This is a genomic window from Brevibacterium spongiae (genome assembly GCF_026168515.1).
Taxonomy (GTDB): domain Bacteria; phylum Actinomycetota; class Actinomycetes; order Actinomycetales; family Brevibacteriaceae; genus Brevibacterium; species Brevibacterium spongiae.
This window is the reverse complement of the sequence record NZ_CP093443.1, coordinates 2,305,511-2,331,913: the sequence shown is the minus strand read 5'-3', so window position 1 is coordinate 2,331,913 and position 26,403 is coordinate 2,305,511. Positions and strand designations below refer to the sequence as shown.

Annotated in this window: 20 protein-coding genes; 13 read left to right on the top strand and 7 right to left on the bottom strand. The window is 65.3% G+C overall.

The window, feature by feature from the left end:
* Positions 1-110 precede the first annotated feature (110 nt).
* Positions 111-1,910, bottom strand: coding sequence for a DEAD/DEAH box helicase (locus L1F31_RS10580; protein WP_265417260.1), 1,800 nt, complete (start codon positions 1,908-1,910; stop codon positions 111-113).
* Positions 1,911-2,339: 429 nt separating this feature from the next.
* Here L1F31_RS10580 and L1F31_RS10575 point away from each other — a divergent pair, with 429 nt between their 5' ends.
* Together L1F31_RS10575 and L1F31_RS10570 are read left to right on the top strand one after the other, a co-directional pair.
* Positions 2,340-3,722 carry a glycine--tRNA ligase gene (locus L1F31_RS10575; protein WP_265417259.1) on the top strand — a complete coding sequence of 461 codons (1,383 nt, stop codon included), beginning with the start codon at positions 2,340-2,342 and terminating at the stop codon, positions 3,720-3,722.
* A 111-nt stretch (positions 3,723-3,833) separates the two neighbouring features.
* A complete protein-coding gene (locus tag L1F31_RS10570; RefSeq protein ID WP_265417258.1) occupies positions 3,834-5,108 on the top strand; it encodes a YibE/F family protein in 1,275 nt (424 codons plus the stop codon).
* 89 nt (positions 5,109-5,197) lie between these two features.
* Here L1F31_RS10570 and L1F31_RS10565 read toward each other — a convergent pair whose 3' ends face one another.
* Positions 5,198-6,589: an aspartate aminotransferase family protein gene (locus L1F31_RS10565; RefSeq protein ID WP_265417257.1), complete on the bottom strand. Its 1,392-nt coding sequence runs from the start codon at positions 6,587-6,589 to the stop codon at positions 5,198-5,200.
* On the bottom strand, positions 6,586-7,071 hold the full coding sequence (locus L1F31_RS10560; protein WP_265417256.1) for an Lrp/AsnC family transcriptional regulator: 486 nt from the start codon (positions 7,069-7,071) through the stop codon (positions 6,586-6,588). The genes L1F31_RS10565 and L1F31_RS10560 overlap by 4 nt, the downstream gene beginning before the upstream one ends.
* Before the next feature lie 193 nt (positions 7,072-7,264).
* On the opposite strand from L1F31_RS10560, the gene L1F31_RS10555 reads away from it, so the two are divergent.
* Complete coding sequence (locus L1F31_RS10555; RefSeq protein ID WP_265417255.1) at positions 7,265-8,593, top strand: M24 family metallopeptidase; 1,329 nt, start codon at positions 7,265-7,267, stop codon at positions 8,591-8,593.
* A gap of 107 nt (positions 8,594-8,700) precedes the next feature.
* Here L1F31_RS10555 and L1F31_RS10550 read toward each other — a convergent pair whose 3' ends face one another.
* The gene (locus tag L1F31_RS10550) at positions 8,701-10,089 is read right to left on the bottom strand and encodes an L-lactate permease (RefSeq protein WP_265417254.1); all 1,389 of its coding nucleotides are present in this window, start codon (positions 10,087-10,089) and stop codon (positions 8,701-8,703) included.
* 61 nt (positions 10,090-10,150) lie between these two features.
* Between L1F31_RS10550 and L1F31_RS10545 the strand changes: the two genes are divergently transcribed.
* From L1F31_RS10545 to L1F31_RS10505, 9 genes are all read left to right on the top strand, one after another.
* Entirely contained in the window at positions 10,151-10,699 is a 549-nt protein-coding gene (locus L1F31_RS10545) for a helix-turn-helix domain-containing protein (protein ID WP_265417253.1), read from the top strand.
* Positions 10,700-10,947: 248 nt separating this feature from the next.
* The gene (locus tag L1F31_RS10540; protein ID WP_265417252.1) at positions 10,948-12,675 is read left to right on the top strand and encodes an ATP-binding cassette domain-containing protein; all 1,728 of its coding nucleotides are present in this window, start codon (positions 10,948-10,950) and stop codon (positions 12,673-12,675) included.
* Positions 12,676-12,784: 109 nt separating this feature from the next.
* The gene (dusB, locus tag L1F31_RS10535; RefSeq protein WP_265417251.1) at positions 12,785-13,972 is read left to right on the top strand and encodes a tRNA dihydrouridine synthase DusB; all 1,188 of its coding nucleotides are present in this window, start codon (positions 12,785-12,787) and stop codon (positions 13,970-13,972) included.
* 2 nt (positions 13,973-13,974) lie between these two features.
* Positions 13,975-15,294: a deoxyguanosinetriphosphate triphosphohydrolase gene (locus L1F31_RS10530; RefSeq protein ID WP_265417250.1), complete on the top strand. Its 1,320-nt coding sequence runs from the start codon at positions 13,975-13,977 to the stop codon at positions 15,292-15,294.
* Between the two features lie 3 nt (positions 15,295-15,297).
* On the top strand, positions 15,298-17,409 hold the full coding sequence (dnaG, locus tag L1F31_RS10525; RefSeq protein WP_265417249.1) for a DNA primase: 2,112 nt from the start codon (positions 15,298-15,300) through the stop codon (positions 17,407-17,409).
* Between the two features lie 138 nt (positions 17,410-17,547).
* Complete coding sequence (locus tag L1F31_RS10520; protein ID WP_265417248.1) at positions 17,548-18,192, top strand: TetR/AcrR family transcriptional regulator; 645 nt, start codon at positions 17,548-17,550, stop codon at positions 18,190-18,192.
* A gap of 11 nt (positions 18,193-18,203) precedes the next feature.
* Entirely contained in the window at positions 18,204-20,036 is a 1,833-nt protein-coding gene (locus tag L1F31_RS10515) for an MDR family MFS transporter (protein WP_265417247.1), read from the top strand.
* On the top strand, positions 19,978-20,943 hold the full coding sequence (locus tag L1F31_RS10510) for a D-2-hydroxyacid dehydrogenase (protein ID WP_265417246.1): 966 nt from the start codon (positions 19,978-19,980) through the stop codon (positions 20,941-20,943). Before L1F31_RS10515 ends, L1F31_RS10510 begins: the two co-directional genes overlap by 59 nt.
* Positions 20,940-21,608: a hypothetical protein gene (locus L1F31_RS10505; protein ID WP_265417245.1), complete on the top strand. Its 669-nt coding sequence runs from the start codon at positions 20,940-20,942 to the stop codon at positions 21,606-21,608. Before L1F31_RS10510 ends, L1F31_RS10505 begins: the two co-directional genes overlap by 4 nt.
* A gap of 150 nt (positions 21,609-21,758) precedes the next feature.
* Here the strand turns inward: L1F31_RS10505 and L1F31_RS10500 are convergent, their stop codons facing one another.
* Positions 21,759-23,186: a glyceraldehyde-3-phosphate dehydrogenase gene (locus tag L1F31_RS10500; RefSeq protein ID WP_265417244.1), complete on the bottom strand. Its 1,428-nt coding sequence runs from the start codon at positions 23,184-23,186 to the stop codon at positions 21,759-21,761.
* Between the two features lie 43 nt (positions 23,187-23,229).
* Positions 23,230-24,282 (bottom strand): YhjD/YihY/BrkB family envelope integrity protein, encoded by a 1,053-nt coding sequence (locus tag L1F31_RS10495; protein WP_265417243.1) that lies wholly within the window; start codon positions 24,280-24,282, stop codon positions 23,230-23,232.
* A gap of 138 nt (positions 24,283-24,420) precedes the next feature.
* On the opposite strand from L1F31_RS10495, the gene L1F31_RS10490 reads away from it, so the two are divergent.
* Positions 24,421-25,236 carry a DedA family protein gene (locus tag L1F31_RS10490; RefSeq protein ID WP_346732458.1) on the top strand — a complete coding sequence of 272 codons (816 nt, stop codon included), beginning with the start codon at positions 24,421-24,423 and terminating at the stop codon, positions 25,234-25,236.
* A 19-nt stretch (positions 25,237-25,255) separates the two neighbouring features.
* Here the strand turns inward: L1F31_RS10490 and L1F31_RS10485 are convergent, their stop codons facing one another.
* Positions 25,256-26,299 (bottom strand): glutathione S-transferase family protein, encoded by a 1,044-nt coding sequence (locus L1F31_RS10485; protein ID WP_265417242.1) that lies wholly within the window; start codon positions 26,297-26,299, stop codon positions 25,256-25,258.
* Positions 26,300-26,403: the final 104 nt, after the last annotated feature.

Genomic DNA, 26,403 nt, shown 5'->3' with positions numbered 1-26,403 from the left:
CAGGCAGCGCGGTTCGACCGGCGAGATCGCCACACACAAAACGGCCCCGCAGCTCGATGCTGCGGGGCCGTTGCCGACGAATGGTGACGCCTACGCCGATGTCGGCATGATCAGTAGCGGTCGCGGGCGTAGTCGTTGCCGCGTCCGCCGAACTTCTTGCCGCCTCGGCGATCACCGCGGAAGTTGCGGCCGTCACCGGGCTGCTTGTCGAAGTTGCGCTTCTTGAACGGGCGTCCCGGGCGACCTGAATCGGGCCGGATGTCGATGGGGCGGCCCTGAATCTCAGTGTGTGCGAGCTTGCGCAGCACCGAGGGATCGAGATCCTTGGGCAGGTCGACGAGCGTGTGGTTCGCACGGATGTCGATATGACCGATCTGCTTCGAGGTGATGCCACCTTCGTTCGCGATCGCACCGACCACGGCACCCGGCTGCAGGCGCTCGTTGCGTCCCACGGCCAGACGGTAGGTCGTCATGTTCTCATCACGGGCGCGTCCGCCGCGACCCGGACGTCCGCCGTCACGGCCGCCATCGCGGTCGCGTCCCTGGCGACGTGCCGGCTCCGGCATCGGTTCGGCCTTGAGCGTGTTCGACTCGAGGACGAGGGAGGCCAGGGCTGCGGCGATGTTCGAGGCAGGAACATCGCGGGAGAGCGAGTACTGCTCGATGACGTCGGTGAGCTCGGACAGCTCGGTCTGAGCCAGCACATCGTCGATGCGCTTGGTGAACTTCTCAACACGCGTGTTCGTCAGCTCTTCGACGCTCGGCAGGGTCAGCGCTTCGACCTTCTGCTTCGTAGCGCGCTCGATCGAGCCGAGCATGCGCTGCTCACGCGGGGTGACGAAGAGGATCGCTTCACCGGAGCGTCCGGCACGACCGGTTCGGCCGATGCGGTGGACATAGGACTCGGTGTCGTGCGGAATGTCATAGTTGACGACGAGCGTGATGCGTTCGACGTCGAGACCACGCGCAGCCACATCGGTGGCGACGAGGATGTCGATCTTGCCCTCACGCAGCATATCGATCGTGCGCTCACGTGCCTGCTGCGGGATGTCGCCGTTGATCGCGGCGGTCTTGAAGCCGCGGGCACGCAGCTTCTCCGCGAGCTCCTCGGTGGCCTGCTTGGTGCGCACGAACATGATGATGCCCTCGTACTGCTCGACCTCGAGGATGCGGGTCAGGGCGTCGAGCTTGTGCGAGTGCTGGACCATGAAGTAGCGCTGACGGATGTTCGCACCGGTCTGCGACTTCGCAGCGATCCGGACTTCCTTCGGATCGTCGAGGTACTTGCCGGTGATCCGGTGGATCGAGGTCGGCATAGTGGCCGAGAACAGAGCGACCTGACGGTCCGGGCCGACCTGGCTGAAGATCTCTTCGATGTCCTCGGCGAAGCCCATCTTGAGCATCTCGTCGGCCTCATCGAGGATGAGGTGCTTGAGGCTGCCCAGCTTCAGGGAGCCCTTCTTGAGGTGGTCGATGACACGGCCCGGGGTGCCGACGACGACCTGCGCACCGCGGCGCAGACCCGCCAGCTGCGGGCCGTAGGCCTGACCGCCGTAGATCGGGAGGACGGAGAAGTCGTCGAGGTTCGTCGCATACGAGGTGAACGCCTCGGCGACCTGGATCGCGAGTTCGCGAGTGGGGGTGAGTACGAGAGCGAACGGGCCATCGTCGGCGCGCCCCGCCTCGGCGAGGTCGGACAGGGCCGGCAGGGCGAACGCTGCGGTCTTACCGGTTCCGGTCTGGGCGAGACCGATGACGTCACGGCCCGACAGGAGGGTCGGGATCGTCTCGGCCTGGATGGGGGTGGGGATCTCGTAGCCCTGGGCCTCTACGGCCTTGAGCACGAGCGGGTGAAGTCCCAGTTCGGAGAATCTCGGAGTGGTTTCGTCGGTTGCGGACACATCGGTCATGAGTGATCTCTCTCACGTCGGCACACACTTGATCGCAGATGACTGTAGTGGCGATCTACCCAGCGGCCGCTTGTGCAATCTTCGTGAGCAATCCGGGCCGAAACCGTAGAGATCCAAGAACTCGCTTGGACAGACGTGAAAACGTCGGTACGGAGAATAGGTTTGGGTGTGCCCCAAGTCTACATGCCGCACCCGCACCGAGGTGGCTCCTGAGGGAGAATCCGAATGTGAGATCAGTCGCCCCCTGGGCTCCAGCTGCGCGCCTACCGCGCTCCCCTCGCGTGACCGCGAACGGGTATCGGGGCAGGTCGGACACGGGTATCTGGGCAGGTCGGGCCGTCATTGAGGAAGCGGCGACGTGACCAGTTAGGCTGGTACCTGCGCGCCACGGCAGCCGGCCGTCGGCGAACTGAATCAAGGAGAGAACAAGTGGCACAGTCCAAGTTGGATGCCGTCATCGCCCTGGCCAAGCGCAGAGGATTCGTCTTCCAAGCCGGAGAGATCTACGGCGGTTCCCGCTCGGCATGGGACTACGGTCCCTTGGGCGTGGAGCTCAAGGACAACATCAAGTCTCAGTGGTGGCAGCAGTTCGTGCGCGGCCGCGAAGACGTCGTCGGCCTCGACTCCTCGATCATCCTGCCCAAGCGCGTGTGGGAAGCCTCCGGTCACGTCGCGACCTTCGTCGATCCGCTCGTCGAATGCCTCAACTGCCACAAGCGCCACCGCGAGGACCACCTCGTCGAGGCCTATGAGGCGAAGAACAAGAAGGCCCCTGAGAACGGCATGGCCGATATCGTCTGCCCCGACTGCGGAACCCGCGGTCAGTGGACCGAACCGCAGGAATTCTCCGGGCTCGTCAAGACCTACCTGGGTCCCGTCGACTCGGAGTCCGGACTGAACTACCTGCGTCCGGAGACCGCGCAGGGCATCTTCGTGAACTTCAACAATGTGCTCACCGCTGCCCGGAAGAAGCCGCCGTTCGGCATCGGCCAGGTGGGCAAGGCCTTCCGCAATGAGATCACTCCGGGCAACTTCATCTTCCGCACCCGTGAGTTCGAGCAGATGGAGATCGAGTACTTCGTCCACCCGGACGAGGCCGATGACTACTACAAGCAGTGGGTCGAAGAGTGCTGGGCCTGGTTCCTCGACCTCGGCATCTCCGAGGACAATGTCCGCCGCCTCGACGTGCCCGCCGAGGATCGAGCGCACTATTCGGCCGGAACCATCGACATCGAATACCGCTTCGGCTTCCAAGGATCCGAATGGGGCGAGCTCATGGGTGTGGCCAACCGCACCGACTACGACCTCGGCACCCACACCGAGGTGTCCGGGGCGAAGCTGCAGTACTTCGATCAGGCCAGCGGCGACCGGTACACCCCGTATGTCATCGAACCCTCCTTCGGTCTGACCCGGTCGATGATGGCCTTCCTCGTCGAGGCCTACACCGAGGACGAGGCACCGAACACGAAGGGCGGGGTCGACAAGCGCGTCGTGCTCAAGCTCGACCCGCGCCTTGCCCCGGTCAAGGCCGCGGTGCTGCCGCTGAGCCGCAATGAGAAGCTGACCCCTGCGGCCAAGGAACTGGCTGCCAGTCTGCGTCGGCGCTGGAACATCGACTTCGACGATGCCGGCGCCATCGGCCGCCGCTACCGTCGTCAGGACGAGATCGGCACCCCGCTGTGCATCACCGTCGACTTCGACACCCTCGACGACCAGGCGGTCACGATCCGCAAGCGTGATGACATGAGCCAGGAACGTGTGAGCATCGACCAGGTGGAGAAGTACCTGGCCGACCACCTCGGCGGAGCCTGACACCTCCCATTTGCTACCCGACGGCGCCCCAGCAACCTGGCGCAAGGTTGCTGGGGCGCCGTCGGGTAGTTCTTTCATCGGTCAGCCACCTCCTGAAGGCCCGCCATGCATATGACGTCCCAACACGAACCGAAGGCCTCGCCGCGGGTTCGCCTGATCATGATCGCCTGCCTCATTCCGCTCGTGCTCGTCACGATCGTCGGAATCGTGCTGCTGTGGCCCGGGAACACGGACACGGAGCTGCCTGGAGGAGGGCCGACGACGAACTCCGCCGAAGGCGCCTCGTCCACCGAAGCGACCGTCACCGGTGTCGACGCGACCGCATGCGAGGCGGGGGAGACGGACCCGATGATCCGCGCCGACTGCACGCGCTACACGGTCGAAGCCGGAGGCAGAGAAGGCAGTCTCTACGTCACACCCGACGCCGTCAAGGCCGGAGTGGACGTCGGTGACACGGTCAAGGTCCTCGACTTCACGCAGTCACCGGACCGTGCCGAGTTGGGCACCGACTACGTCTTCATCGACTTCGACCGGGATGTGCCGATGCTGGCACTGGCGATCCTCTACGCTGTGGTCGTCCTCCTCGTCGCCGGCCTGCGTGGTCTGCGGGCGCTGATCGGACTCGGGTTCGCCGGTGCCGTGCTGTTCGTGTTCATGCTGCCGGCGATGCTTGATGGCAGACCGCCGCTGCTCGTGGCGATGGTCGCCGCGAGCGCGATCATGGTCATCGCCCTCTACCTCGCTCACGGAATCTCGGCACGGACATCGACGGCCCTGTTCGGCACGGTGCTCGGCATCGTCATCACGGGCATCCTCGGTGCGTGGATGACGTCGTGGGCGAACCTGGGCATCGCCTATTCGGAGGACGGCTACCTGCTCGTCGATACGACGGATCTGGCGATGACCGACATCATCGTGTGCGCGATCCTCATCACCGGCCTCGGAGTGCTCAACGACGTCACGATCACTCAGGCCTCGGCCGTCTGGGAGCTGGCGACGGCGGCACCGACTATGAAGCCGGCGCAGCTCTTCGCCCGCGAGATGCGCATCGGCCGCGACCACATCGCCTCGACCGTCTACACGATCACCTTCGCCTATGTGGGTTCGGCGCTGATGACGCTCATCATCGTCTCCGCCCACGATCAGCCCTTGTTCGACACATTCACCCTCGGAGACATGTCCGTGGAGGTGGTGAGCATCCTCGTGTGCTCGATCGGGCTGGTCATTGCGATCCCACTGACGACCGGACTCGGAGTCCTCGTCGTCCGCTCGGGGCTGCGCCCACAGAGGCAGACCGCACCGACAGCGGAAGAGGACGAACCCGGCACGGCCGCTCCGCTCACGCGCAGGGAGGCCCGACTCCTCGATCGCGACCGCGGCCGCTGAGCAGCCTCCCACCACGTTCTAGAACTACCCGACGGGCCCCCAGCAACCTCGCGCGAGGTTGCTGGGGGCCCGTCGGGTAGTAACTGGGGTCAGAGTTTGGTCCAGGCTTCCGTGAGGACGCCGCGGATGATCTGCTCCATCTCATCGAACTCGCTCTGGCCCACGGTCAGCGGGGGAGAGAGCTGGATGACCGGGTCACCACGGTCGTCGGCACGGCAGTACAGGCCGTTCTCGTACATCTTCGCCGACACGAAGTTCTTCAGGATCCGCTCGGATTCCTCATCGGTGAACGACTCCTTCGTGTCCTTGTCCTTGACGAGTTCGATTCCGTAGAAGAATCCCTCACCGCGGACATCTCCGACGATCGGCAGGTCCTTGAGCTTCTCGAGCGTGAACTTGAACGCCGCTGCGTTCTCGTGCACGTGATCGTTGAGCTTCTCGGCCTCGAAGACGTCGAAGTTCGCCATGGCTGCGGCACAGGCGACAGGGTGTCCGCCGAACGTGTAGCCGTGGTAGAAGGTCTCGTCCCCGCCGGGGCCGAAGGGCTCGAAGAGCCGATCGGAGGCGATCATCGCACCCAGCGGCGCATACCCGGAGGTGATGCCCTTGGCCGAGGTGATGATGTCGGGGACGTAGCCGAAGTCGTTGCAGGCGAACATGTCGCCGACGCGACCATAGGCGCAGATCGTCTCGTCCGAGACCAGCAGCACATCGTGCTCAACGCAGATCTCGCGAACACGGTCGAAGTATCCCGGGGGCGGCGGGAAGCAGCCACCGGAGTTCTGCACGGGCTCGAGGAAGACTGCGGCGACGGAGTCCGCACCCTCGAATTCGATGGCCTCACCGATGCGGTCGGCGGCCCAGCGTCCGAAGGCCTTCTCGTCATGGGCGAGGTGCTCGGGCGCCCGGTAGAAGTTCGTGTTCGGCACCTTGTGAGCTCCGGGGACGAGGGGCGCGAATTGCTCACGCAGACCCGGCAGGGAGGTCACCGACAGCGCACCGTGCGGTGTGCCGTGGTAGGCCGTGGCACGCGAGATGATCTTGTGCTTGCCCGGCTTTCCGACGAGTTTGAAGTAGTTCTTCGCCAACTTCATCGCCGACTCGACCGAATCGCCGCCGCCGGAGGTGAGGAAGACTCGGTTGAGGTCGCCCGGCGCGTAGTTCGCCAGGCGCTCGGAGACCTCGATCGCCTGCGGGTGAGCGTAGGACCACAGCGGCATGAACGGCAGCTTCAGCGTCTGGTCGTACATCGCCTTCGCGATCTCCTCGCGCCCATGTCCCACCTGCACGGTGAACAGGCCGGCGAGACCGTCGATGTACTTCTTGCCCTTGTCATCGAAGATGTGGTGACCTTCGCCGCGTACGATGACCGGCGCCTCCCCACCGTTGAACAGTGACTGGTGTGGTGACATGTGCATCCACACGTTGTTGCGGATGGCATCCTGATAAGGAGTGCCGGCCCTGGTGACATTCTCTGTCATCGCGTCCCCCAATTGTATTTCTGCTTCTCGAGTGAGAGGTACATGAAGAGCTCCGTGTCCACGACGGCATCGATCGAGCGGAGCTCCTCATTGACGAACTCGATCAGATGCCGATCCGATTCGCACACGATCTCCACGAGAAGATCGAACGAACCTGCGGTCACGACGAGATAGTCGATCTCGTCGTAGTCGTGGAGTCGATCGGCGACCGCGGTGATGTCCCCGCGGACCTTCAGCCCCACCATCGCCTGCCGGGCGAAGCCCAGACTCAGGGGATCCGTCACGGCGACGATCTCCATGACTCCGGACTCGATGAGCCGCGAGACCCGCTGTCGCACAGCTGCCTCGGACAGTCCCACGGACTTTCCGATGGCCGAATACGACTTCCTTCCGTCGTGCTGCAGTTCGACGATGATCGCCTTCGATTTCTCATCGAGATTTCCCAGTCGGGAACCGCCGCCGTTCGGCAGGAACTGGTCCATTCTTCACCTCCGTGATGTTCGTCTCAGCCCAATCTACCACTGATTCTGCTGAAATGCCCCGTGTGGCGTGCGAAATCCGTCGAAACTGAAATTGTTTGATTCTGGATTCGTCAGAAATGTGCGGAATCGCCGCTGACAACACGCCCATCCGCAGTGATTGACAGGCTGTGAGGAGGATCACCACACTGGAGCCATGAATGAGGGTGAGCTGTTCTACGGCGGCGAAGATAATCGCCCCGATGTCTACGGTATGCGGCCCGGTGCCGAGCAGGGGCAGGCGAACCAGGAGGTCAAGGCTCGTCAGCAGCCGATTCCCGGTGAGGTCGATTCGATCGGAGCCGACGAGCTGTCGTTCACTCCGGAGGAGTACCTCGGCCGGATCGCATCGGTGCGCAATCGCATGGTCGACCAGGGGCTGGCCGCACTCATCGTCACCGACCCCGCGAACATCTACTACCTCACCGGGTACAACGCCTGGTCCTTCTACACCCCGCAGCTGCTCTTCGTGCCGTCATCGGGGCCGATGACGCTGTTCATGCGCGATATGGATGCGCGCGGGGCCTCGCATACCTCCTGGCTGCCGCCGGAGGATATCGTCGGCTACCCCGAACGCTATGTGCAGCGCCCCCACATCCATCCCTTCGACTGGGTCGCCTTCGCGCTGCGTCAGCGCTGGGAGGTCGCCCGCGCCTCGACCTCACCGGTCGGAGTTGAGATGGATTCGCACTTCTTCTCCCCGCGCGCCTTCCGCGCGCTCGTCAACGGGGTGCCCGAGTGGCGGCTCGTCGATTCCTTCGAACTGGTCAATTGGATCCGTGCTGTGAAGTCCCCGGCCGAGATCGCACTCATGCGCAAGGCCGCGCAGGTGACCACGGCGGCCATGGACGCCGCCCTGGGAACGATCGGGGTCGGAGTCGGGCAGAACGAGGTCGCCGCTGCGATCTCCGAGGCGCAGACCCGCGGCGGCAACGGGGTGTGGGGCGACTATCCCGCGATCGTCCCGCTCATGCCCACCGGCGAGAGCGCGGACACCCCGCATCTGAGCTGGACCGATCGGAAGTTCGAGGCCGATGAGTCCGTGAGCATCGAGCTCGCCGGCGTCCATCGCCGCTACCATGTGCCCTTGGCGCGGACCGCGGTGACGGGGCGACCGAAACAGGAACTCGTCCGACTCGAGGGCGTCGTCGCCGAGGCGCTCACCGCAGTTCTCGAGGTCGCCGCACCTGAGGTGCCCACCGCTGAACTCGCCCGCACCTGGAACCGTGTGCTCGCCCTGTCCGGGCTCGAGAAGCCGAGCCGGCTGGGCTATTCGATCGGCATCGGCTATCCGCCGGACTGGGGCGAGCGGACGATCTCGATCCGCACCGAGGATGATCAGATCCTCGAAGCGGGCATGACCTTCCACCTCATCGGCGGAATGTGGATGAACGGCTACGGCATCGAACTGTCCGAGCCGGTCCTCATCACCGACACCGGGTGCGAACCGTTCACGCACTTCCCCCGTGAGATCATCCGCGTCTGACGGCGAGAACACCCGCGTCTGACGACGAGAACACCCGCGCGTGACAGGCTGAACCGAGTCACGTCCGTCCTAGCCGGACGATCCCGCGCTCACGAATTGTGTCCCGCTCACGCGAAGAACTGGATGAACAGCCCCAGGAGAAGCGCGTCGATCCCGGCCACGGTCAGCGCCCGACCCTGGACCCAGGCGATGTCCCGCGCCGAGGCGGGGGTGGAGGCATCGGCCATCTGCACCGCCATCGCCACCCGGGGAGGAGCGGCCAGGGCCGCCAGTGATCCTGCGGCGTTGCCCGCCGCGACGACCGGCAGCGCAGCCACATGGGAGGAGCCGGCCACGGCCGTCAGTGTGCCGGTGAACATCGAGTTCGCCCCTGTGTTCGACCCTGTGAGCACGGCGCCGGCGGCGGTGAGCCAGGGGGTGAGCAGGATGAGCCCGGCCGGCATCGCCGCGCCGATGGCCTCGCTCATCCCCGTCGTCGTCATTATCCAGCCCATGAGCATGAACGCTGCCGTGCCCACTCCGATGGGCACCCATGACCGTGCGGCCGAGCGTGTGACGCCTCCCCGGCCGGGCACCCGGATGGCGGCGATGAGACAGGCGACGGCCAGCCAGAACGGAGGTGAGGAGATGATCTGGGTGGGCACCGACGGAAGCGCCGAATGCAGCCACCTCGCGAGCAGGAGTCCGATCGTCAGCGAGCCGTAGGGCAGCACGGCCAGCCCCAGGTCCCGAGTGAGGCCGGCGCTGCGCTGACGGAGGATGAAGACCGTGCCCATGACGATGATGACGAGGAGCGAGCCGACGATTCCGGCCGGGGCCATGCCGATGACATAGCTGGCAGCGAGGATGCCCGCCCACATCAGCCCGGCGGCCCCGATGATCCCGAGCGCCGAGGCGGGAGAAGGGCGCATGATCGCGATCACCGCGATCGTGACGATGATGACCGGGATCGCGTTGAGCCATGCGGTGGCCAAGCCGAGTTCGTCCACGTCGAGTCCGGCCAGGGCTGCGGCGACCGTGGTGCCGGGCCCCAGGGCGCCCCAAGGCACGGCGATGAGGCCGAGGAGTCCGAGGATCGCGGACTGTCGCAGGGAGCACCCGAGGTGCCGCAGGACCGGCACTCCGATCGTCACACCGATCCCGAAGCCCGTGACCGACTCGGCGAAGGGCACGAGGCCGAAGACGACGAGCGCGACGCCGAGCGGGCGACTGGGGGAGCGGGACTCGACCCATGAGGAGATCTGCGACATCGCCCCGGCGGACTCGAGCAGCCGGGCCAGCACCATCCCGAAGAGCAGGATGAGTGCGACCTCGAGGATGAGGGGGAAGTAGTCGACACCGGATTCCACCAGCACCGAGGCGGGGGTTGGGAAGACGAGTGCGACGAGGATCGCCGCGGCGACGGCTCCGGCCAGCGCCGCGATCCACGAACTCTGCTTGAATAGGAGCAGTGCGATCGCCACGAAGATCGGCACGATGGCCAGCACTGCCGTCATGGGCACAAGTTTCCTTTGTGAGAAATGCGTCTACTATTCAAGAATAGTCTATGATTCGACCATGGTGAAAGAAGAGGACCTCGGAGCACGCGTCTTCGGAGCTCGCATCAGAGCGCGGCGCAAGTTCAACGATCTCACCCTCAACGAACTCGCCTCCAGGGCGGGACTGTCCCGAGCCGCACTGTCGAAGATCGAACGAGGAGAGCAGGACACCTCGGTCTCGAACGCGATGGGGCTCTCCCGCGCCCTCGGCGTCGATGTCGGCGAACTCCTCGCCGCCCCCGAAGTGACGATCACCCGCGCCGAGGCGATCCCGACCTCATCGGACTTCGGGCGGGGAGTGCGGCGTCGGGACCTGCCGTCGGCGATCGAGAACATGGACGTCGTCCACTACAGGTTGGACCCCCGCAGCGAGACATCGGCATTCGCCGCCCACCGCAGCGGATCGCGTGAGAGCTTCTTCATCCTCTCCGGCAGCATCGAGATCGTCACCATCGACCGTCGCACCACACTCCACGCCGGGGACTGCGCCCAGGCGCCCGGGGACGTGCCGCACCAGCTGGCGAACCCGCACGACGAGCCTGCCGAACTCATGCTCATCATCGTCTGAGGCCGATCGCCCAAACCCCGGAACTACCTGACGGGCTCCCAGCACCCTGGCGCCAAGTTGCTGGGGCGCCGTCAGGTAGTAAGAAGGGGTAATCGGGGCAGGTCTTGACTCGCCGAGGCGATTCGTCCACCCTTGATTGTGTTCCATTCCCGACGAAGGACGTCTCGACAGTGAAGTGAATCCTCATGCCGTGAACTGCGGGTGCCACGGGCCCGCGGCGCTTCTGCGTACACGAAATGAGGACCCTCATGCCTTCAGCAATCACTGTCTCCGGACTGGACTACCGCCTCGGCGACGATACCGAGATCTTCTCCCAGCTGACCGCCACGATTCCGGCCGAACTTGTCGGACTGGTCGGTGACAACGGGATCGGCAAATCGACTTTCGCGAAACTGCTCGCCGGCCACATGCCGGCCACCCTCGGCAGGATCACCGGCACGATCACCGGCGCGGACAGCGCCGTCTACGTCGACCAGCTGCTGCCGCATTCGGCCCAGCGCGTCGACGCGGCCCTCGGCATTGCGGACGTCCGGTCTGCACTGCATCGCGCGCTGAACGGGGACGCGGGCGAAACCGATTTCGCGCTCATCGCCGACGATTGGGACATCGAAGAGCAGGCGCTGGCGGCCGCAGCGGATCTCGGCCTGCAGCTGGACCCTGGCGACCTCGATCGCAGCCTCAGCAGCTTCTCCGGCGGACAGGCCACCCGCATCGGCCTGGCACGGGCGGCTCTGGTCGCGGACAACTGGCTCATTCTCGACGAACCGAGCAACAACCTCGACGAGGGTGGTCGGCAGCTGCTGAGCTCCCTGCTCACCGCCCGTCGCGGTCCCACGCTCGTCATCTCACATGATCGCACCCTGCTCGAGCACATGGACTCGATCATCGAGATGACCGACCGTCTGCGCGTCTACGGCGGGAACTTCGATGACTATGAAGCCATGGTCGCCGCCGAAGAGGAGGCGAAACAGCAGAAGGTCACCGATGCGAAGAAGTCCCACCAGGTCGAGAAGCGACAGCGAATCGAACTGGAGACGAAACTCGCCCGCAGCGAGCAGAAAGGGGCGAAGGACAAACTGAATAAGCGTCGTCCCCGGATCGCAGCCAACGCTATGGCTCACTTCGCGGAGAAGTCTGCAGCCAAACGCCGCGGCGACAAAGCCGCCGACGAATCAGCGGCCTGGGACGAACTCACCACTGCCAAGGATGCGCTGCGCCGCTCAGCGAGCGTACGCCTCGACCTGCCGGACACTCAGGTGCACGCATCCAAACGCGTCCTCGAGGTCGCCTCGGTGAGCCTGGAACGACCGCGGCAGCTCGTCGGACCCGAGCGGATCCGACTGACCGGACCGAACGGAGCGGGCAAGTCCACTCTGCTCGCCGCCATCATGTCGGCCGCGGGAGAGGACCGAGAGCTCGGCGCGAGAGGCGGCGCGGGTCCGACAGCCCCCGTTGCGGGCGGGGAGGCAGAAGTCGTCGAATACGGCCGAGCAACCGCTGAACCCGGCCCGCCGGTCGCGGAGCTCTTCGGGGAGCTGGCGATCACGGTCGGCGTTCCTGCGGCCCACCTCGACCAGCAGTACCGGCTGCCGCCCGAACTCACCGTCATGGAGGCTGTGCGCGCAGACAACCCGAGCCTCGATCCGCACCGCGTCCACGAAGTGCTCGCTGCGATGGGACTGCGTGCCGGCCGCACCGACCAGATCTGTGCGACGCTGTCCGGCGGTGAGCGCTTCCGCGTCGCCCTCGCCGCAGGGCTCCTCCAGGATCCCGCCCCGCAGCTGCTCATCCTCGACGAACCGGGCAACAACCTCGACCTGTCCTCACTCGAAGCCCTCGTGACCGCGCTCGAGGGATTCGGCGGGGCGATGGTCATCGTCACCCACGACGATCGGCTCGCCGCCGAACTCGCCGTCGACATCGAATGGGACGTCCGGGAATTTCTGCGCACCGATTCGGTTGACACGAAGAGATGACGCAACAGGACGGGGAAGCCCGCAGAACAGCGCAGCAGATCGGGCCATGACGGAGACGGAGAACGAGGGCGAGAATGTGCGATTTTGACTGCACTGGGATAATGGTCTCGTGAGTGTTATCAGTCCTGCCCCAGAAACCGCATCCCCGAAGCCCGCAGCACCTCTGCGCATCGGCCCCATCGAGCTGTCCTCACCGGTCGTGCTCGCCCCGATGGCCGGGATCACGAACACCGCCTTCCGCCGCCTGTGCCGCGAGTACGGGGCTGGTCTCTATGTGACCGAGATGGTCACCACCCGTGCCCTCGTCGAGCGCAGTCCGAAGACCATGCGCATCATCCACCACGAACCGTACGAGACCCCGCGCTCGGTTCAGCTCTACGGAGTCGATCCGGTGACGATGGGCCAGGCCGTGCGGATGCTCGTCGAGGAGGACCGGGCCGATCACATCGACCTCAACTTCGGCTGCCCCGTGCCCAAGGTCACCCGCAAAGGCGGCGGCTCCGCCCTGCCGTGGAAGCAGGATCTGTTCAAGGCCATCGTCACGACCGCCGTCACCGAGGCGGCCCGCGGCGGGATCCCCGTGACCGTGAAGATGCGCAAAGGCATCGACGCAGATCACACCACCTTCCTCGATGCCGCCGAGACCGCACGCAATGCTGGCGCCGCCGCCGTCGCGCTGCACGGCCGCACGGCCGCCGATCTCTATTCGGGGACCGCCGACTGGGACGCGATCGCCCGACTCAAGGACCACCTCGGCGACACCGTGCCGGTGCTCGGCAACGGTGACATCTTCGCCGCCGAGGATGCCCTGGACATGATGGCCAAGACCGGCTGCGACGGCGTCGTCATCGGCCGCGGCTGCCAGGGACGCCCCTGGCTGTTCGGCGACCTCGCCAATGCCCTCAACGGCAGCGATGAACGCCATCGTCCCGGCCTCGCCGAGGTCGGGCAGGCTGTGTACAAGCACGGGCAGTACCTCGTCGACCACTTCGAAGACGAGTTCTACGGTGTGCGTGACCTGCGCAAACACATCGCCTGGTACTTCAAGGGCTATCCGGTCGGGGGAGAGCTGCGCAGTCAGCTGGCCATGGTCTCCTCGCTCGAGGAGCTGGCCGGGCTGCTCGACCAGCTTGACCGCGACGCTCCCTATCCGGGAGAAGCCGCCGAAGGTTCCCGCGGACGCACGACCAGACCGAAGAAGCCGCACCTGCCCGAAGGCTGGCTGGACTCCCGCATCTTCGACCCCAGCGGGAAATCGCTGCTGTCGGAGGCCGAACTCGACATCTCTGGAGGATGAGAATGCCCTTCGACACTCACCCGCACACCTCGGTGCGGACGGGCACCGTGGCGGTCTACACGCCATGGGACGAGGAACGGTGGGTGCGCGAACCGGCAAAGAATCCACGACGCTCGGCCTTCCAACGTGACCGCGCCCGCGTCCTCCACTCCTCGGGTCTGCGCCGCCTCGGTGCGAAGACCCAGGTCGTTTCGCCCGGCACTGACGACTTCGTGCGCACCCGCCTGACCCACTCCCTCGAAGTGGCCCAGGTCGGACGCGAACTCGCCCGCTACCTCGGCTGCGACCCCGATATCGTCGACACCGCCTGCCTGTCCCACGACCTCGGACACCCGCCCTTCGGCCACCACGGGGAGACGATCCTCGACGCCCTGTGCAAGGACATCGGCGGATTCGAAGGCAATGCGCAGACCCTGCGCCTGGTCACCCGCATCGAACCGAAGGTCATCGCCGAGGATGGGCGTCCGGCCGGACTCAACCTGTCCCGGGCGAGCCTCGACGCACTGACGAAGTACCCGTGGCCGCGCGCCGAAGCCACCGCCGGCCGCCGCGACTCCGGGGTGCGCAAGTTCGGCGTCTACGATGATGACCGCGCCGTCTTCGACTTCTACCGCTCCGGCATCGACAACGGCAAGAAATGCATCGAAGCCCAGGTCATGGACTTAGCCGATGACATCTCCTATTCCGTCCACGACGTCGAAGACGCCGTCGTCGCAGGCCACCTCGACCTCGCCGACTTCGGTTCCAGCCAGGCCTCGGAGAACCGTCGGGCCGCACTGTTCGAGATCACCCGCCAGTGGTACCTGCCGGAGACCACGGACGCAGAGATGGACAAGGCGCTGAGTCGGCTCCAGGCGGCCGCCTATTGGCCCGGGGAGCCCTTCGACGGCTCGCGCCGCGCCCAGGCGAGCCTCAAGCACATGACCAGCCAGCTCATCGGACGGTTCATCGGCGCCGCGGAATCGGCGACTCGTGAGGAGTACGGGTGGGAGCCGCTGGCCCGCTATTCGGCCTCACTCGTCGTCCCCGAGGCCACAGCGGTCGAGATCGCCGTGCTCAAGGGCATGGCGACGCTGACCGTCATGGTCGCCGAGGACCGCCTGCGGCTCCACGATATCCAGGCCGCAGTCATCGGCGATCTCGCCGAATGGTACGCGGAGAATCCGGAGCACCTCGACCCGATGTTCCGCGCCGACCATGCCGAAGCCGCCGATGACGCGGCCCGGCTGCGCGTCATCGTCGACCAGATCGCCTCCCTGACCGACCACTCCGCATGGGCCCTGTACCACCACCTCAACGCCGGGGCGGAGGATCGGCTCTAGACCATGGCCGGACTCATCAAGCGCGAGGACATCGACGAACTGCGCACCCGCACCCGCATCGACGAGGTGATCGGAGAGTTCGTCACACTCAAGACCGCGGGCATCGGATCGCTCAAGGGGCTGTGCCCCTTCCATGACGAGAAGACGCCGTCGTTCACCGTGCGCCCGCAGGTCGGGATGTACCACTGCTTCGGCTGCGGAGAGTCCGGCGATGTATTCACCTTCCTGCAGAAGGTCGAACAGCTCAGCTTCGTCGAAGCCGTCGAGACACTGGCCGGCAAGGCCGGGATGCATCTGCGCTACGAAGACGGGAAAGGCCCTGACCGGGAACAGGCCAGCCGTCGACAGCGTCTGCTCGAGATGCACGAGGTCGCCCAGCGATTCTTCTCCCAAGCACTCGAATCCGAGGCCGGCCAGATCGGTCGCGAGTTCCTGTCCGGTCGCGGCTTCCCCGCCGAATCGAGCCGCGAGTTCGGCATCGGCTTCGCCCCGAAGTCCTGGGACGCGCTGACCTCCCACCTGCGCAAGGCAGGATTCACCGACGAGGAGATCCTCGCCGCCGGCCTGGCCAGCGAAGGCGGCCGCGGCATCTACGACCGGTTCCGCGGACGCGTCATCTGGCCGATCAAGGACATGACCGCCCGAACCATCGGCTTCGGCGCCCGCAGACTCTTCGACGATGACAAGGGTCCGAAGTACCTCAACACCCCGGAGACCGCGCTCTATCACAAGAACCAGGTCCTCTACGGCCTCGACCTGGCGAAGAAGTCGATCGCGAAGACCAAACGCGTCGTCGTCGTCGAAGGCTACACCGATGTCATGGCCGCCCACCTGGCCGGAGTCGATCAGGCAGTGGCGACCTGCGGCACCGCCTTCGGCGCCGAACACGTGAAGATCATCCGCCGTCTCCTCGGCGACGATCCCACCGGACAGGTGATCTTCACCTTCGACGGAGACGCCGCCGGACAGAAGGCCGCGCTCAAGGCCTTCGAATTCGAGAGCCTGTTCACCGCGCAGACCTTCGTCGCCGTCGAACCCGATGGACTCGACCCCTGCGACCTGCGGATGCAGAAGGGCGATGCGGCCCTGCGCGAACTCATCGACGGATGCAAACCCCTCTTCGAGTTCGTCATCACCACGGCGATCGCGCGCTTCGACCTAGACACCGTCGAAGGCAGGATCTCCGCAGTCAAGGCCGCCGCCGATGTGCTCACCGATATCCGCGACCGCAACAGCCTCACCCACTACTACCGCTTCGTCGCCGGACGCATCGGCGTCGACATCGACGAAGTGGAGACCGCTGTGCGCACTGCCCAGCGGAAGCCGAAGCAGAACCGCCAGACCGCCGAGGCGCCTTCCCCGCAGACGAACTTCCGCGCGGGCCCGCCGCCGGCACCGCCCGCACCGCCGGCACCAGGGCAGGGCGGCTCCGCAGGGTCTGCGACGGGGACGGGCTCTGGGCCCGCGGCACGGCAGGGATCCGCAGCAGGGCAGAGACCTGCAACCGGCACCGGAGCCGCGGGCGGGGCCGGACCGGTCGGGACCGGACGCGAGCCCGGTGCCGCCTCGGCGGGGGAGATCTCCGACGAACGCGGGATCGAATACGTCTATGAGGAACGCCCCGACGTCTCGAACCTCTCCGCCCCCATCAGCCCCGCCCGGCTGAAGACGGAGAAGGGCGTCCTCATGGTCGCTCTCCAGCACCCGGAGGCCGTCAACGCGAAGCTCTTCGACTCGCTGTCGGCCAAGGCCTTCGAACACCCCGGCTACCGGCGGATCCAAGACGCGATCAAGGCCGCCGGGGGACTGGGCTCGGCCGGTTCCGAACAGTCGAAATGGGCCGAGCGAGTCCTCGAAGCCAGCGCCGAGGATCTCCGACCCTATGTCGCACAGCTGATCGTCACCCCGCTGCCGATCATCGAAGACACCGGCATCGACCGGTTCGCCCGCGGCATCGTCGCCCGCCTGTTCGACTACGACCTCGAACGCATCGCCAAGGAGCTGCACTCCCGCCTGCAGCGGCAGGACACTGCCGATGGTGCTGGGCAGGCGACTCTGCTCGGTCAGCTCCAGACCCTCGAGCAGCATCGCGCCAGGCTCAAGATGCTCATGTGACGCATCTCCGTGTGATGCGTGTTCGACAGCAGAGGCGGAAGGCCGCTGCACCGTCCGGGCAGGGTTGCACACAGTGAAATAGTGCACAATTGCAGATTTGCAGTTGGTGAAAGTTTGCATGAGATGCAAAATGGTCTTATGCCTGTTGAAGAATCCCTGCGCTCGAAGAAGGCCCGGCTGACCCGCAGCGCCCTCCACGAGGCCGCGATCACCCGAGTCCTCGAAGATGGTCTCACCTTCGCGACCGTGGCGACCATCGCCGCCGACGCAGGCGTGTCCACGCGCACCTTCTTCAACTACTTCGAGACGAAGGAAGACGCAATCGTCGGCCTCGGCGCCGACGTCAGCGTCGATGAGAGCCTTGCCGACGACTACGTCTATGCGGACTCCGGGCTCGACACATTAGCCGAGGACACAGCGCGTTTCGTCCGCGAAGCGCTGCTCATCGGCTCCGTCGATCCGGAGATGCCGGCCAGGCGCCGCCGCCTCTTCGCCCTCTACCCCGAACTCGTGAGCAAGAGCTTCGACCGGGCAGAGGCTCTCGAGGAGATCGTCGCCGGCCATGTGCTGCGACGCCTGCGCCACCTCGGACAGGAGTTCTCGACCGAGGACTCCGCCCAGCGCAGCGCGCGCATGCTCACCCAGCTCTGCCGCGTCCCGCTCAACCATGCGGGACAGACGATCAAGCGATCACCCGAGGTGGTCGAGGACAGAGGCGGGACCAAGGAGATCTTCGAAGACTCCCTGGGACTCTTCCTCAAGGTCCTCGAGCGCCTGCAGTGAACAGGCCGCGAATGACGAACGAGACGACGAAACAGACGAAAGCCGTGATGAGAAGCAACCGCGATATCGAAACCGAGACGATGACAGTGAAACCCCAGACAACCTCCTCGGCCACCGAGGCACCGGCGACACCCGGCGATGACACGGCACCGATGACCACCTCGGCGATCATCCTGCTCTTCGTGGGCCTCATGATCGCAATGTTCATGTTCTCCCTCAACCAGACGGTGCTCGCCACCGCCCTGCCGACGATCGTCGGCGAACTCGACGGCGTCGACCAGATGCTGTGGGTCTCCACCGCATTCATGCTCGCCTCGACGATCATGATGCCCGTCTACGGCAAGGTCGGCGACCTGTTCGGACGCAAACCGCTGTTCATGTTCGCGATCTGCTGCTTCCTGCTCGGGTCGGTCTTCGCGCTCATCGCCAACGAGATGTCGACGCTCATCTTCGGCCGCGTCCTCCAGGGCATCGGCGGCGGAGGGATGATGATCCTCTCACAGTCGATCATCGCCTCGGTCGTGCCCGCGCGTGAACGCGGCAAATACATGGGCATCATGGGCTCGGCATTCGCGGTGTCCTCCGTGGCCGGACCGCTCATCGGCGGTTGGCTCACCGAAGGCCCCGGCTGGCGCTGGGCCTTCGCCATCAACTTCCCGCTGGGCATCATCGCCCTCATCGCCGCCGCGATCTTCCTCAAGGTGCCCAAGCACGCCAGGGGCAGCGGTCCCCGCCCGAAGGTCGACGTCTTCGGCATGGCGCTGATCTCCGTCGTCACCTCCTGCATCGTCCTCGTCTCCGCCTGGGGCGGCCACGACTTCGCATGGGGATCCTGGCAGATCAACGGACTCATCGTCACCGGCGTCATCGCCGCCATCGCCTTCGTCTTCGTCGAACTCAAGGTGAGCGAACCGGTCATCCCCATGTACCTGTTCACCAACCGGGACTTCCTCCTGTGCACGATCGCCGGTCTCTTCGTCGGCATCGGCATGTTCGGCGTGCTCTCCTATATGCCCACCTACCTGCAGATGGTCCACGGCATCGACGCCACGATCGCCGGACTGATGATGGTGCCGATGATGGGCACCATGCTCGTGTCCTCGACGCTCGTCGGCTTCATCGTCTCGCGGACCGGCAAGTACAAGAAGTACCCGTTGGCCGGCATCCTCATCATGGCAGCCTCGCTCGTCCTGCTCTCCCAGCTGAAGGCCGAGAGCTCGGCCTGGGAGACCATCGGCTGCCTGGCACTGCTCGGACTCGGCCTGGGACTGAGCATGCAGACGCTCGTCCTCGTCGTCCAGAACGCCTTCCCCGTGAAGATGGTCGGCACCGCGACCGCAGCGAACAACTACTTCCGCCAGGTCGGTGCCACCCTCGGCATGGCCTTCATCGGCTCCGTGTTCACCCAGCGCCTCATGGACAACATCAAGGACGGCATCACCGAGATCGCGAAGGCGGCCCCGCAGGGTCACCTGCCGAAGCTCTCCTCGACAGGACTGACCCCGGAGATCGTGTCGAAGCTGCCGGAGCCGATCCACTCGCTGATCATCAACTCCTACAACGACGCCCTCGTCCCGCTGTTCCTGTGGGTGGCCCCGCTGGCAGTGCTCGGCTTCATCTTCCTCTGCTTCCTGCCCAACACTCCGCTGGCGCAGACGCTGAAGAACGAACCCGCGAAACGGGAGAGCCTCGACGTCGCCGCAACGGAGAACCGAGGCGCCGAGACCCCCGGTGCGGTCTCATCGGTTAGTCTGGCAGAAAGCCCGCTGCCAGAGGAGACGAGGAATGACGGTACTGACGATACTCAACTCACCCGGAACAGAGATTCCCGACCTGCTCACTGACCTGGGGGACCGGGAGGGAATCGAACTGCGCATCGCCGAGGCGGACACCCTCGGTGCTGCGCTGCCGGGCACAGATGTGCTGCTGATGTGGGATTTCTTCTCCACTGCCCTCAAGGACGCCTACGGCAGCGCCGACCGGCTCGAATGGGTTCATGCCGCTGCGGCCGGAGTCGATTCCCTCCTCTTCGACGAACTCGTCGAGGCACCGGTGACGGTGACGAACGCGCGAGGGACCTTCGACCGTCCGATCGCCGAATTCGTGCTCAGCTACATCCTCATGCACGCGAAGAACTCCGTGGGATCGCTGAGCGATCAGGCACAGGAGAAGTGGAACCGCCGCTCGACGCGCGATATCGCAGGGACCACGGCGCTGATCGTGGGCACCGGAGCGATCGGCAGGGAGATCGCCCGACTGCTGAGCGCCGTCGACATCTCGGTCACCGGGGCCGGTTCGCGCGCCCGCAGCGGCGACGCCGACTTCGGTGACGTCATCGACTCCGCCACCCTGGCCGACAATGTCGCCGGATACGACTGGGTCATCGACATCGCTCCGCTGACGGAGAGGACCGAACGGCTCGTCGGTGCCGAGGTGTTCACCGCCATGGACGACACCGCTGTCTTCATCAACGTCGGTCGCGGCGACACCGTCGACACCGACGCGCTCGTCGATGCCCTGCGCACCGGGAAGATCGCCGGAGCCGGACTCGATGTCTTCGACGAGGAGCCGCTGCCGGCCGGACACCCGCTGTGGACGATGGACGATGTCATCATCACCCCGCATATGAGCGGCGACACCGACGGCTGGCGGATGCGTCTGGCCCAGCAGTTCCACCAGCTGTTCGAGCAGTACCTCGCCGGTGAGGAGTTCCCTCACACCGTCGATAAGAAGCTCGGGTACGTGCGTTGAGCCAGGCAGACGACCCTGCTGCCCAACGAGCCTTTCTGGCCAGGGTGCTCGCCGAGCTCATCGCCGTGCGTCGGGCTCGCCTGCTGAGCATGCTGGTCATGGCGGCGGCGATGCTCGTCGCAGGCCTCGGCGCAGCACTGCAGGCCCAAGGCGATCACATCGACGCCGTGCTGCTGTTCTCCGCCTTCAGCCTCATCATGATCGGCATCGTGTGCGCACTCGGAGCGATCATCGCGTGGACGCGGATCAACCGCGACATCCTCGACTCGGTCGCTGCGAGCCGTCCGGCGAAGGCTCGAGCCCCTCGCACACGGACCGCGGGTCTGGCCGTGGCCATCGGCTTCGTCGTGATCGGGATCCTCGTCGGCGCGCTGCTGTGGTCACAGACGCCGATCCTCGCCGGCGCGATCGTGCTCGCATGCCTCCTGCTCGCCTGTCTGGGACCCATCTGGGCGGGGAGCTCGCCGGTGCCGACGACCGACTGGCCGTCATCCTCGACAGCGATGACGAGCTGTCCGCCCGATTCGCCGACTTCACCCCGATCTGGCTGCACGAAGCGATGGAGTCCGACACTGCCGAGTGATCATCCCCTCTCGGTGCCGGCAAAACCTCCCGTTCCTGCGGGAGGTTCTGTCGTTCCCGAGGGGTTGTGGCGGGAACTGTAGGGGGTGACGCTGCCGGTGCGGGATGGTGCGGGAGTGGGAAGCGGACTGCCGGTGAATGACGAAGGCGCCCGGAGTCGTAGGACTCCGGGCGCCTGCCTCAGCTGCTCAGCGACGAATCATCTGAGGATCCGGTGGGCCGCCTCGGCGATATCAGGGGAACGCGGGAACGTCGACATCAGCCATCTTCGCCACGCAGCGCACCACCTGGCAGGAGTAGCCGAACTCGTTGTCGTACCAGACGTAGACGACGACGCGGTCCTCATCGACGATCGTGGCCAGACCGTCGACGACTCCGGCGCGCTTCGAGCCGACGAGGTCGGTGGAGACGAGCTCGGGGGAGGTGACGTAGTCGACCTGGTTGCGCAGCGCCGAATGCATCGACACCTCGCGCAGGAAGGTGTTGAGCTCATCCACGGTGGTGGCGTTCTTCAGGTTGAGGTTGAGGATCGCCATCGACACGTTCGGGGTGGGCACGCGGATCGCGTTGCCCGAGAGCTTCCCGGCGAGCTCCGGCAGGGCCTTGGCCACGGCCTTGGCAGCGCCGGTCTCGGTGAGGACCATGTTCAGCCCGGCTGCACGGCCGCGACGGGAGCCCTTGTGGAAGTTGTCGATGAGGTTCTGGTCGTTCGTGAACGAGTGCACCGTCTCGACGTGGCCGTTGCGGACACCGAACTTGTCGTTGATGGCCTTGAGCACGGGGGTGATCGCGTTCGTCGTGCACGAGGCGGCCGAGATGACCGTGTCCGTGTCGAGGATCGCATCGTCGTTGACTCCGAAGACGATGTTCTTGACATCGCCCTTGCCGGGAGCGGTGAGCAGCACCTTCGAGGCGCCGGGGCAGGCGAGGTGCTTGGACAGGCCCTCCTCGTCGCGCCATTTGCCGGTGTTGTCGACGATGATGGCGTCGTTGATGCCATAAGAGGTGTAGTCGACCTGCGACGGATCATCGGAGTAGATGACCTGGATGAGGGTGCCGTTGGCCTGGATGGTGTTGGCCTCTTCGTCGACGACGATGGTTCCGTCGAAGGAGCCGTGCACCGAATCGCGGCGCAGCAGGGACGCCCGCTTGACGATGTCGTTGTCCCCGCCCTTGCGCACGACGATGGCGCGCAGACGCATGCCGGTGCCGCCGGCGCGGTCGATGAGGATGCGGGCCAGCAGACGTCCGATGCGGCCGAATCCGTAGAGGACGACGTCGCGGACTTCGCCCTGACCGGACTGCGAATCGACGACCTCGGCGAGTGTCTCGGCGAGGAACGCATCGACATCGCCGTTCGGGTCGTCGAGCTTCTCGATGAGGCGGCCCAGGTCGATGCGGGCCGGCGCCAGGCTGAGCTCGGACAGAGCCTTGACGATGCGGTGCGTGATCTGGATGTCCAGCTCTTCACCGAGGAAGTGGCGCGCATAGCGGTGGGCCTTGATCATGCCGGTCACCGACTTGTTCAGCAGCGACCGTCCGAACAGCGTCAGCAGCACGTCGTTCTCACGGTACAGGCGTCCGACTAGCGGAATGAGTTCTTCGGCGGCGGTCTGCTTCTTCGCCCAATCGTCCAGGCGTGCCGTCGTTGCGTCAGTCAAAGGTCGTGTCCCCTCGGTCAGTTGAAACGGATGCGGCCCCAGTCTACCGTCTCAGCTGTTCGCGATCGGACCGGTGCTCGTCGTAGCGTTTGAAGCCGAGCAGGGTGAGCGCGACGATGCCGGCACCCGCGATGAGCGCGCCGAGGCTCTGTGCCTGCACCTTGGGTACGACGAACTGGTAGTCCGGGTCGTCCTCCTCCCGCGGCCTCGGTGCCTTCGCTGTGCCGATCCACGCTGCGATGAACAGGATGATGCGCGCGAAGACGTTGAGGGTCAGCATGATCGCGATGATCGACCCGAACACGCCGGCGGCCTTGTTCCCGGAGAAGAGATTGACGAGCACGGTGGAGAAGTTGATGAGGATGAGGAACGCGACCGCACCGATGAGGGCGCCGCGGTTCTTCGCCTGTTTGTCCACGGGCTTCTCCGGGAGCATCGTGAACAGGAACCAGAAGATCAGCCACGCGGCTCCGAACGTGAGGACGAGTGGGACGACGAAGAGCAGGCCGGCGGCGAATCCGCCGAGGCCGAGGAAATCGGCGATCATCGACCGCAGACCGGTGCCGACGACGGTGAGCGCCACGGCCAGCAGGAGTCCGATGATGAGCCCGATGAGGGTGACGATGTTGTTGAGGATCTTGCTGACGAATGACTTCTCCGGGACGGCATCGTCGAAATCGTCATGAAGCTGTGCGCGCACCGCCGCACCGAGGTTGCCGATGAATCCCTGACCCGTGTAGAGACCGGTGAGGATACCGATGATTCCGACTGCCTGCCAATCGAGGAGGTAGCTCTCGAGCTGCTCCGTGAGAGTGGAGTTGCCGGCAGTGAAGGTCTCGATCTGATCGGTCACCTGGGGGAGGAGCTCGGGGCGCACGATGTCGAGGACGAAGCCGATGGACGCGAGGCTGACCATAGCGATGGGCATGACCGCGAGAACGAGGAAGTAGGTGATGGCAGCACCGAACTGGTTGCCAAGACGCTGGCCGAACCGCTGTACGGCGCGCATGAGGTGTGCGGGTCCCGGCCGATTGACGGCATTGTGGCCGACCTCGGCGACAGTGTTGCGCGAGGCCAGTACTTTGGCTGGTGCCACGTGGTTGCTCCTTCGATGTCTGTCCGTCGATGCCTGCGAAGAGATACCTGCGATCGTCCTCGGAGGTGTCCGTTTCCACACTAGCCGCTGTGAGGCCACTGTGAGCGGCAAGCCGCGCTGTTATCTAGAATTTTGACCATGCCGATCTCATTTTCGACCACGTCATCTGCCCTTCTCGCCCAGGCGGCGACCGGCGGTGACCCCTCGGGTGGAACCCTTGCCGGCAGCGGCGCTCTCGCCGCAGGTGGCAATGTCCTGGCCGCCGGCGGCGGTGCGGCGGAGGGCCTCAGCGGATTCTCGGCATGGACCGTGACCATCATGGAGACCCTCGGGCCGCTGGGCGTCGGGTTCCTCGTGTTCCTCGACAACATCTTCCCGCCCATTCCCAGCGAACTCGTTCTTCCCCTGGCCGGGTTCACCTCGAGTCAGGGGCAGCTGAACATCGTGGCCGCGATCATCTGCGCGACCTTGGGCTCACTCATCGGCGCCATCGTGCTGTGGGCGCTGGGCAAGTGGATCGGCATCGAACGCATCGCGCGGATCGCGGTGAAGATGCCGCTGGTCGATGTCGACGATGTGCATAAGACCGTCGACTGGTTCGATCGGCACGGCGACAAGGCAGTGTTCTTCGGTCGGATGATCCCGATCTTCCGATCGCTCATCTCCATTCCCGCGGGAATGCGGGACATGCGTCTGCTGAAGTTCACGCTCCTGACGACGGCCGGCAGCGCGATCTGGAACACCATCCTCATCGTCGCCGGCTTCTACCTCGGAGAGAACTGGGCGATCGTCGAAACCTATGCCGGATACTTCCAGAAGATCGTCATCGTCGCCGTCATCGTCCTCGTCATCGTGTGGATCCTGCTCAAGGTCCGCAAACGCCGGCGCAAGAAGGCCGCCGGCGCCGACGTGACCGAGAACGATCACATCGAACCCGGAGAGTTCGACTCCTGACCTCGCCGAGGCGGCCGCCTCACTTCTCCCAGGCGGCCGCGGTGTGGGCGAACGCCACCTCTTCACCGTCTTTGACGGGGCCCGGAGCGCTCCCGTCGCCGAAGGGCGAACCGCCGAACTTCGCATCACGACCGTGATCGCTCAGCCAGCCCGACAGATCCGGTCCCTTGGGCACGATCTGCGTGGGATTCACGTCGCGGTGGACGATGTAGTAGTGCTGTTTGATCTGCTCGAAGTCGACGGTGTCGCCGAATCCGGGCGTCTGGTACAGGTCGCGGGCATATCCCCAGAGGTTCTCGAAGCTCGTCAGCGGCTGACGGTTGCACTTGAAATGGCCGAAGTAGACGGGATCGAAGCGCACCAGGGTGGTGAACAGACGCACATCCGCCTCGGTGATGGTCTCGCCCATGAGGAATCGTGACCGGCTCAGGCGGTCTTCGACGATGTCGAGGGCATTGAACAGACGATCGAAGGCAGCTTCGTAGGCGTCTTGGGAACCGGCGAAGCCGCAGCGGTAGACGCCGTTGTTGATCTCCGTATAGATATGGCGCATCACCTTGGCCATCTCGTCCCGGGATTCCTCCGGCCACAGGTTCGGTGCACCGTCCCGATGGTAGTCGGTCCACTGTGTGGAGAAGTCCTCGGTGATCTGCGGGAAGTCGTTGGTCACGACGACCCCGGTGGGAACGTCGACGATGGCGGGCACGGTGATTCCGCGCGGATAGTCCGGGTAGCGGGCGAAGAAGGCCTGCTGCAGACGTTCGATGCCGAGCACCGGATCCACTCCGCCCTGATCGAGATCGAAGGTCCAGGACCGGGCATCATGGGTGGGGCCGGGCATGCCGATGGAGATGGCGTCCTCGAGGCCGAGGAGGCGACGGACGATGATCGTCCGGTTCGCCCACGGGCAGGCGCGGGCCGCGACGAGGCGGTACCGACCGGGTTCGACCGGCCACTGGGCGTTCGGATCGTTGAGGATGCGATCGTCGATGTAGTTCGTATCGCGGTTGAATTCCTGGCCCTCGGTCACATAGCTGGGAATGTGTTCGGCGTTGTCGGCCATGGCGTCTGCCTCCGTCTGCTTCGATGATTGAGACTTCTTCCCTCAGCTTACGACGTGAGGCTCCCCAGCGGGCCGGCCAGGGCCAGACAGGGCGCAGGCGGTGC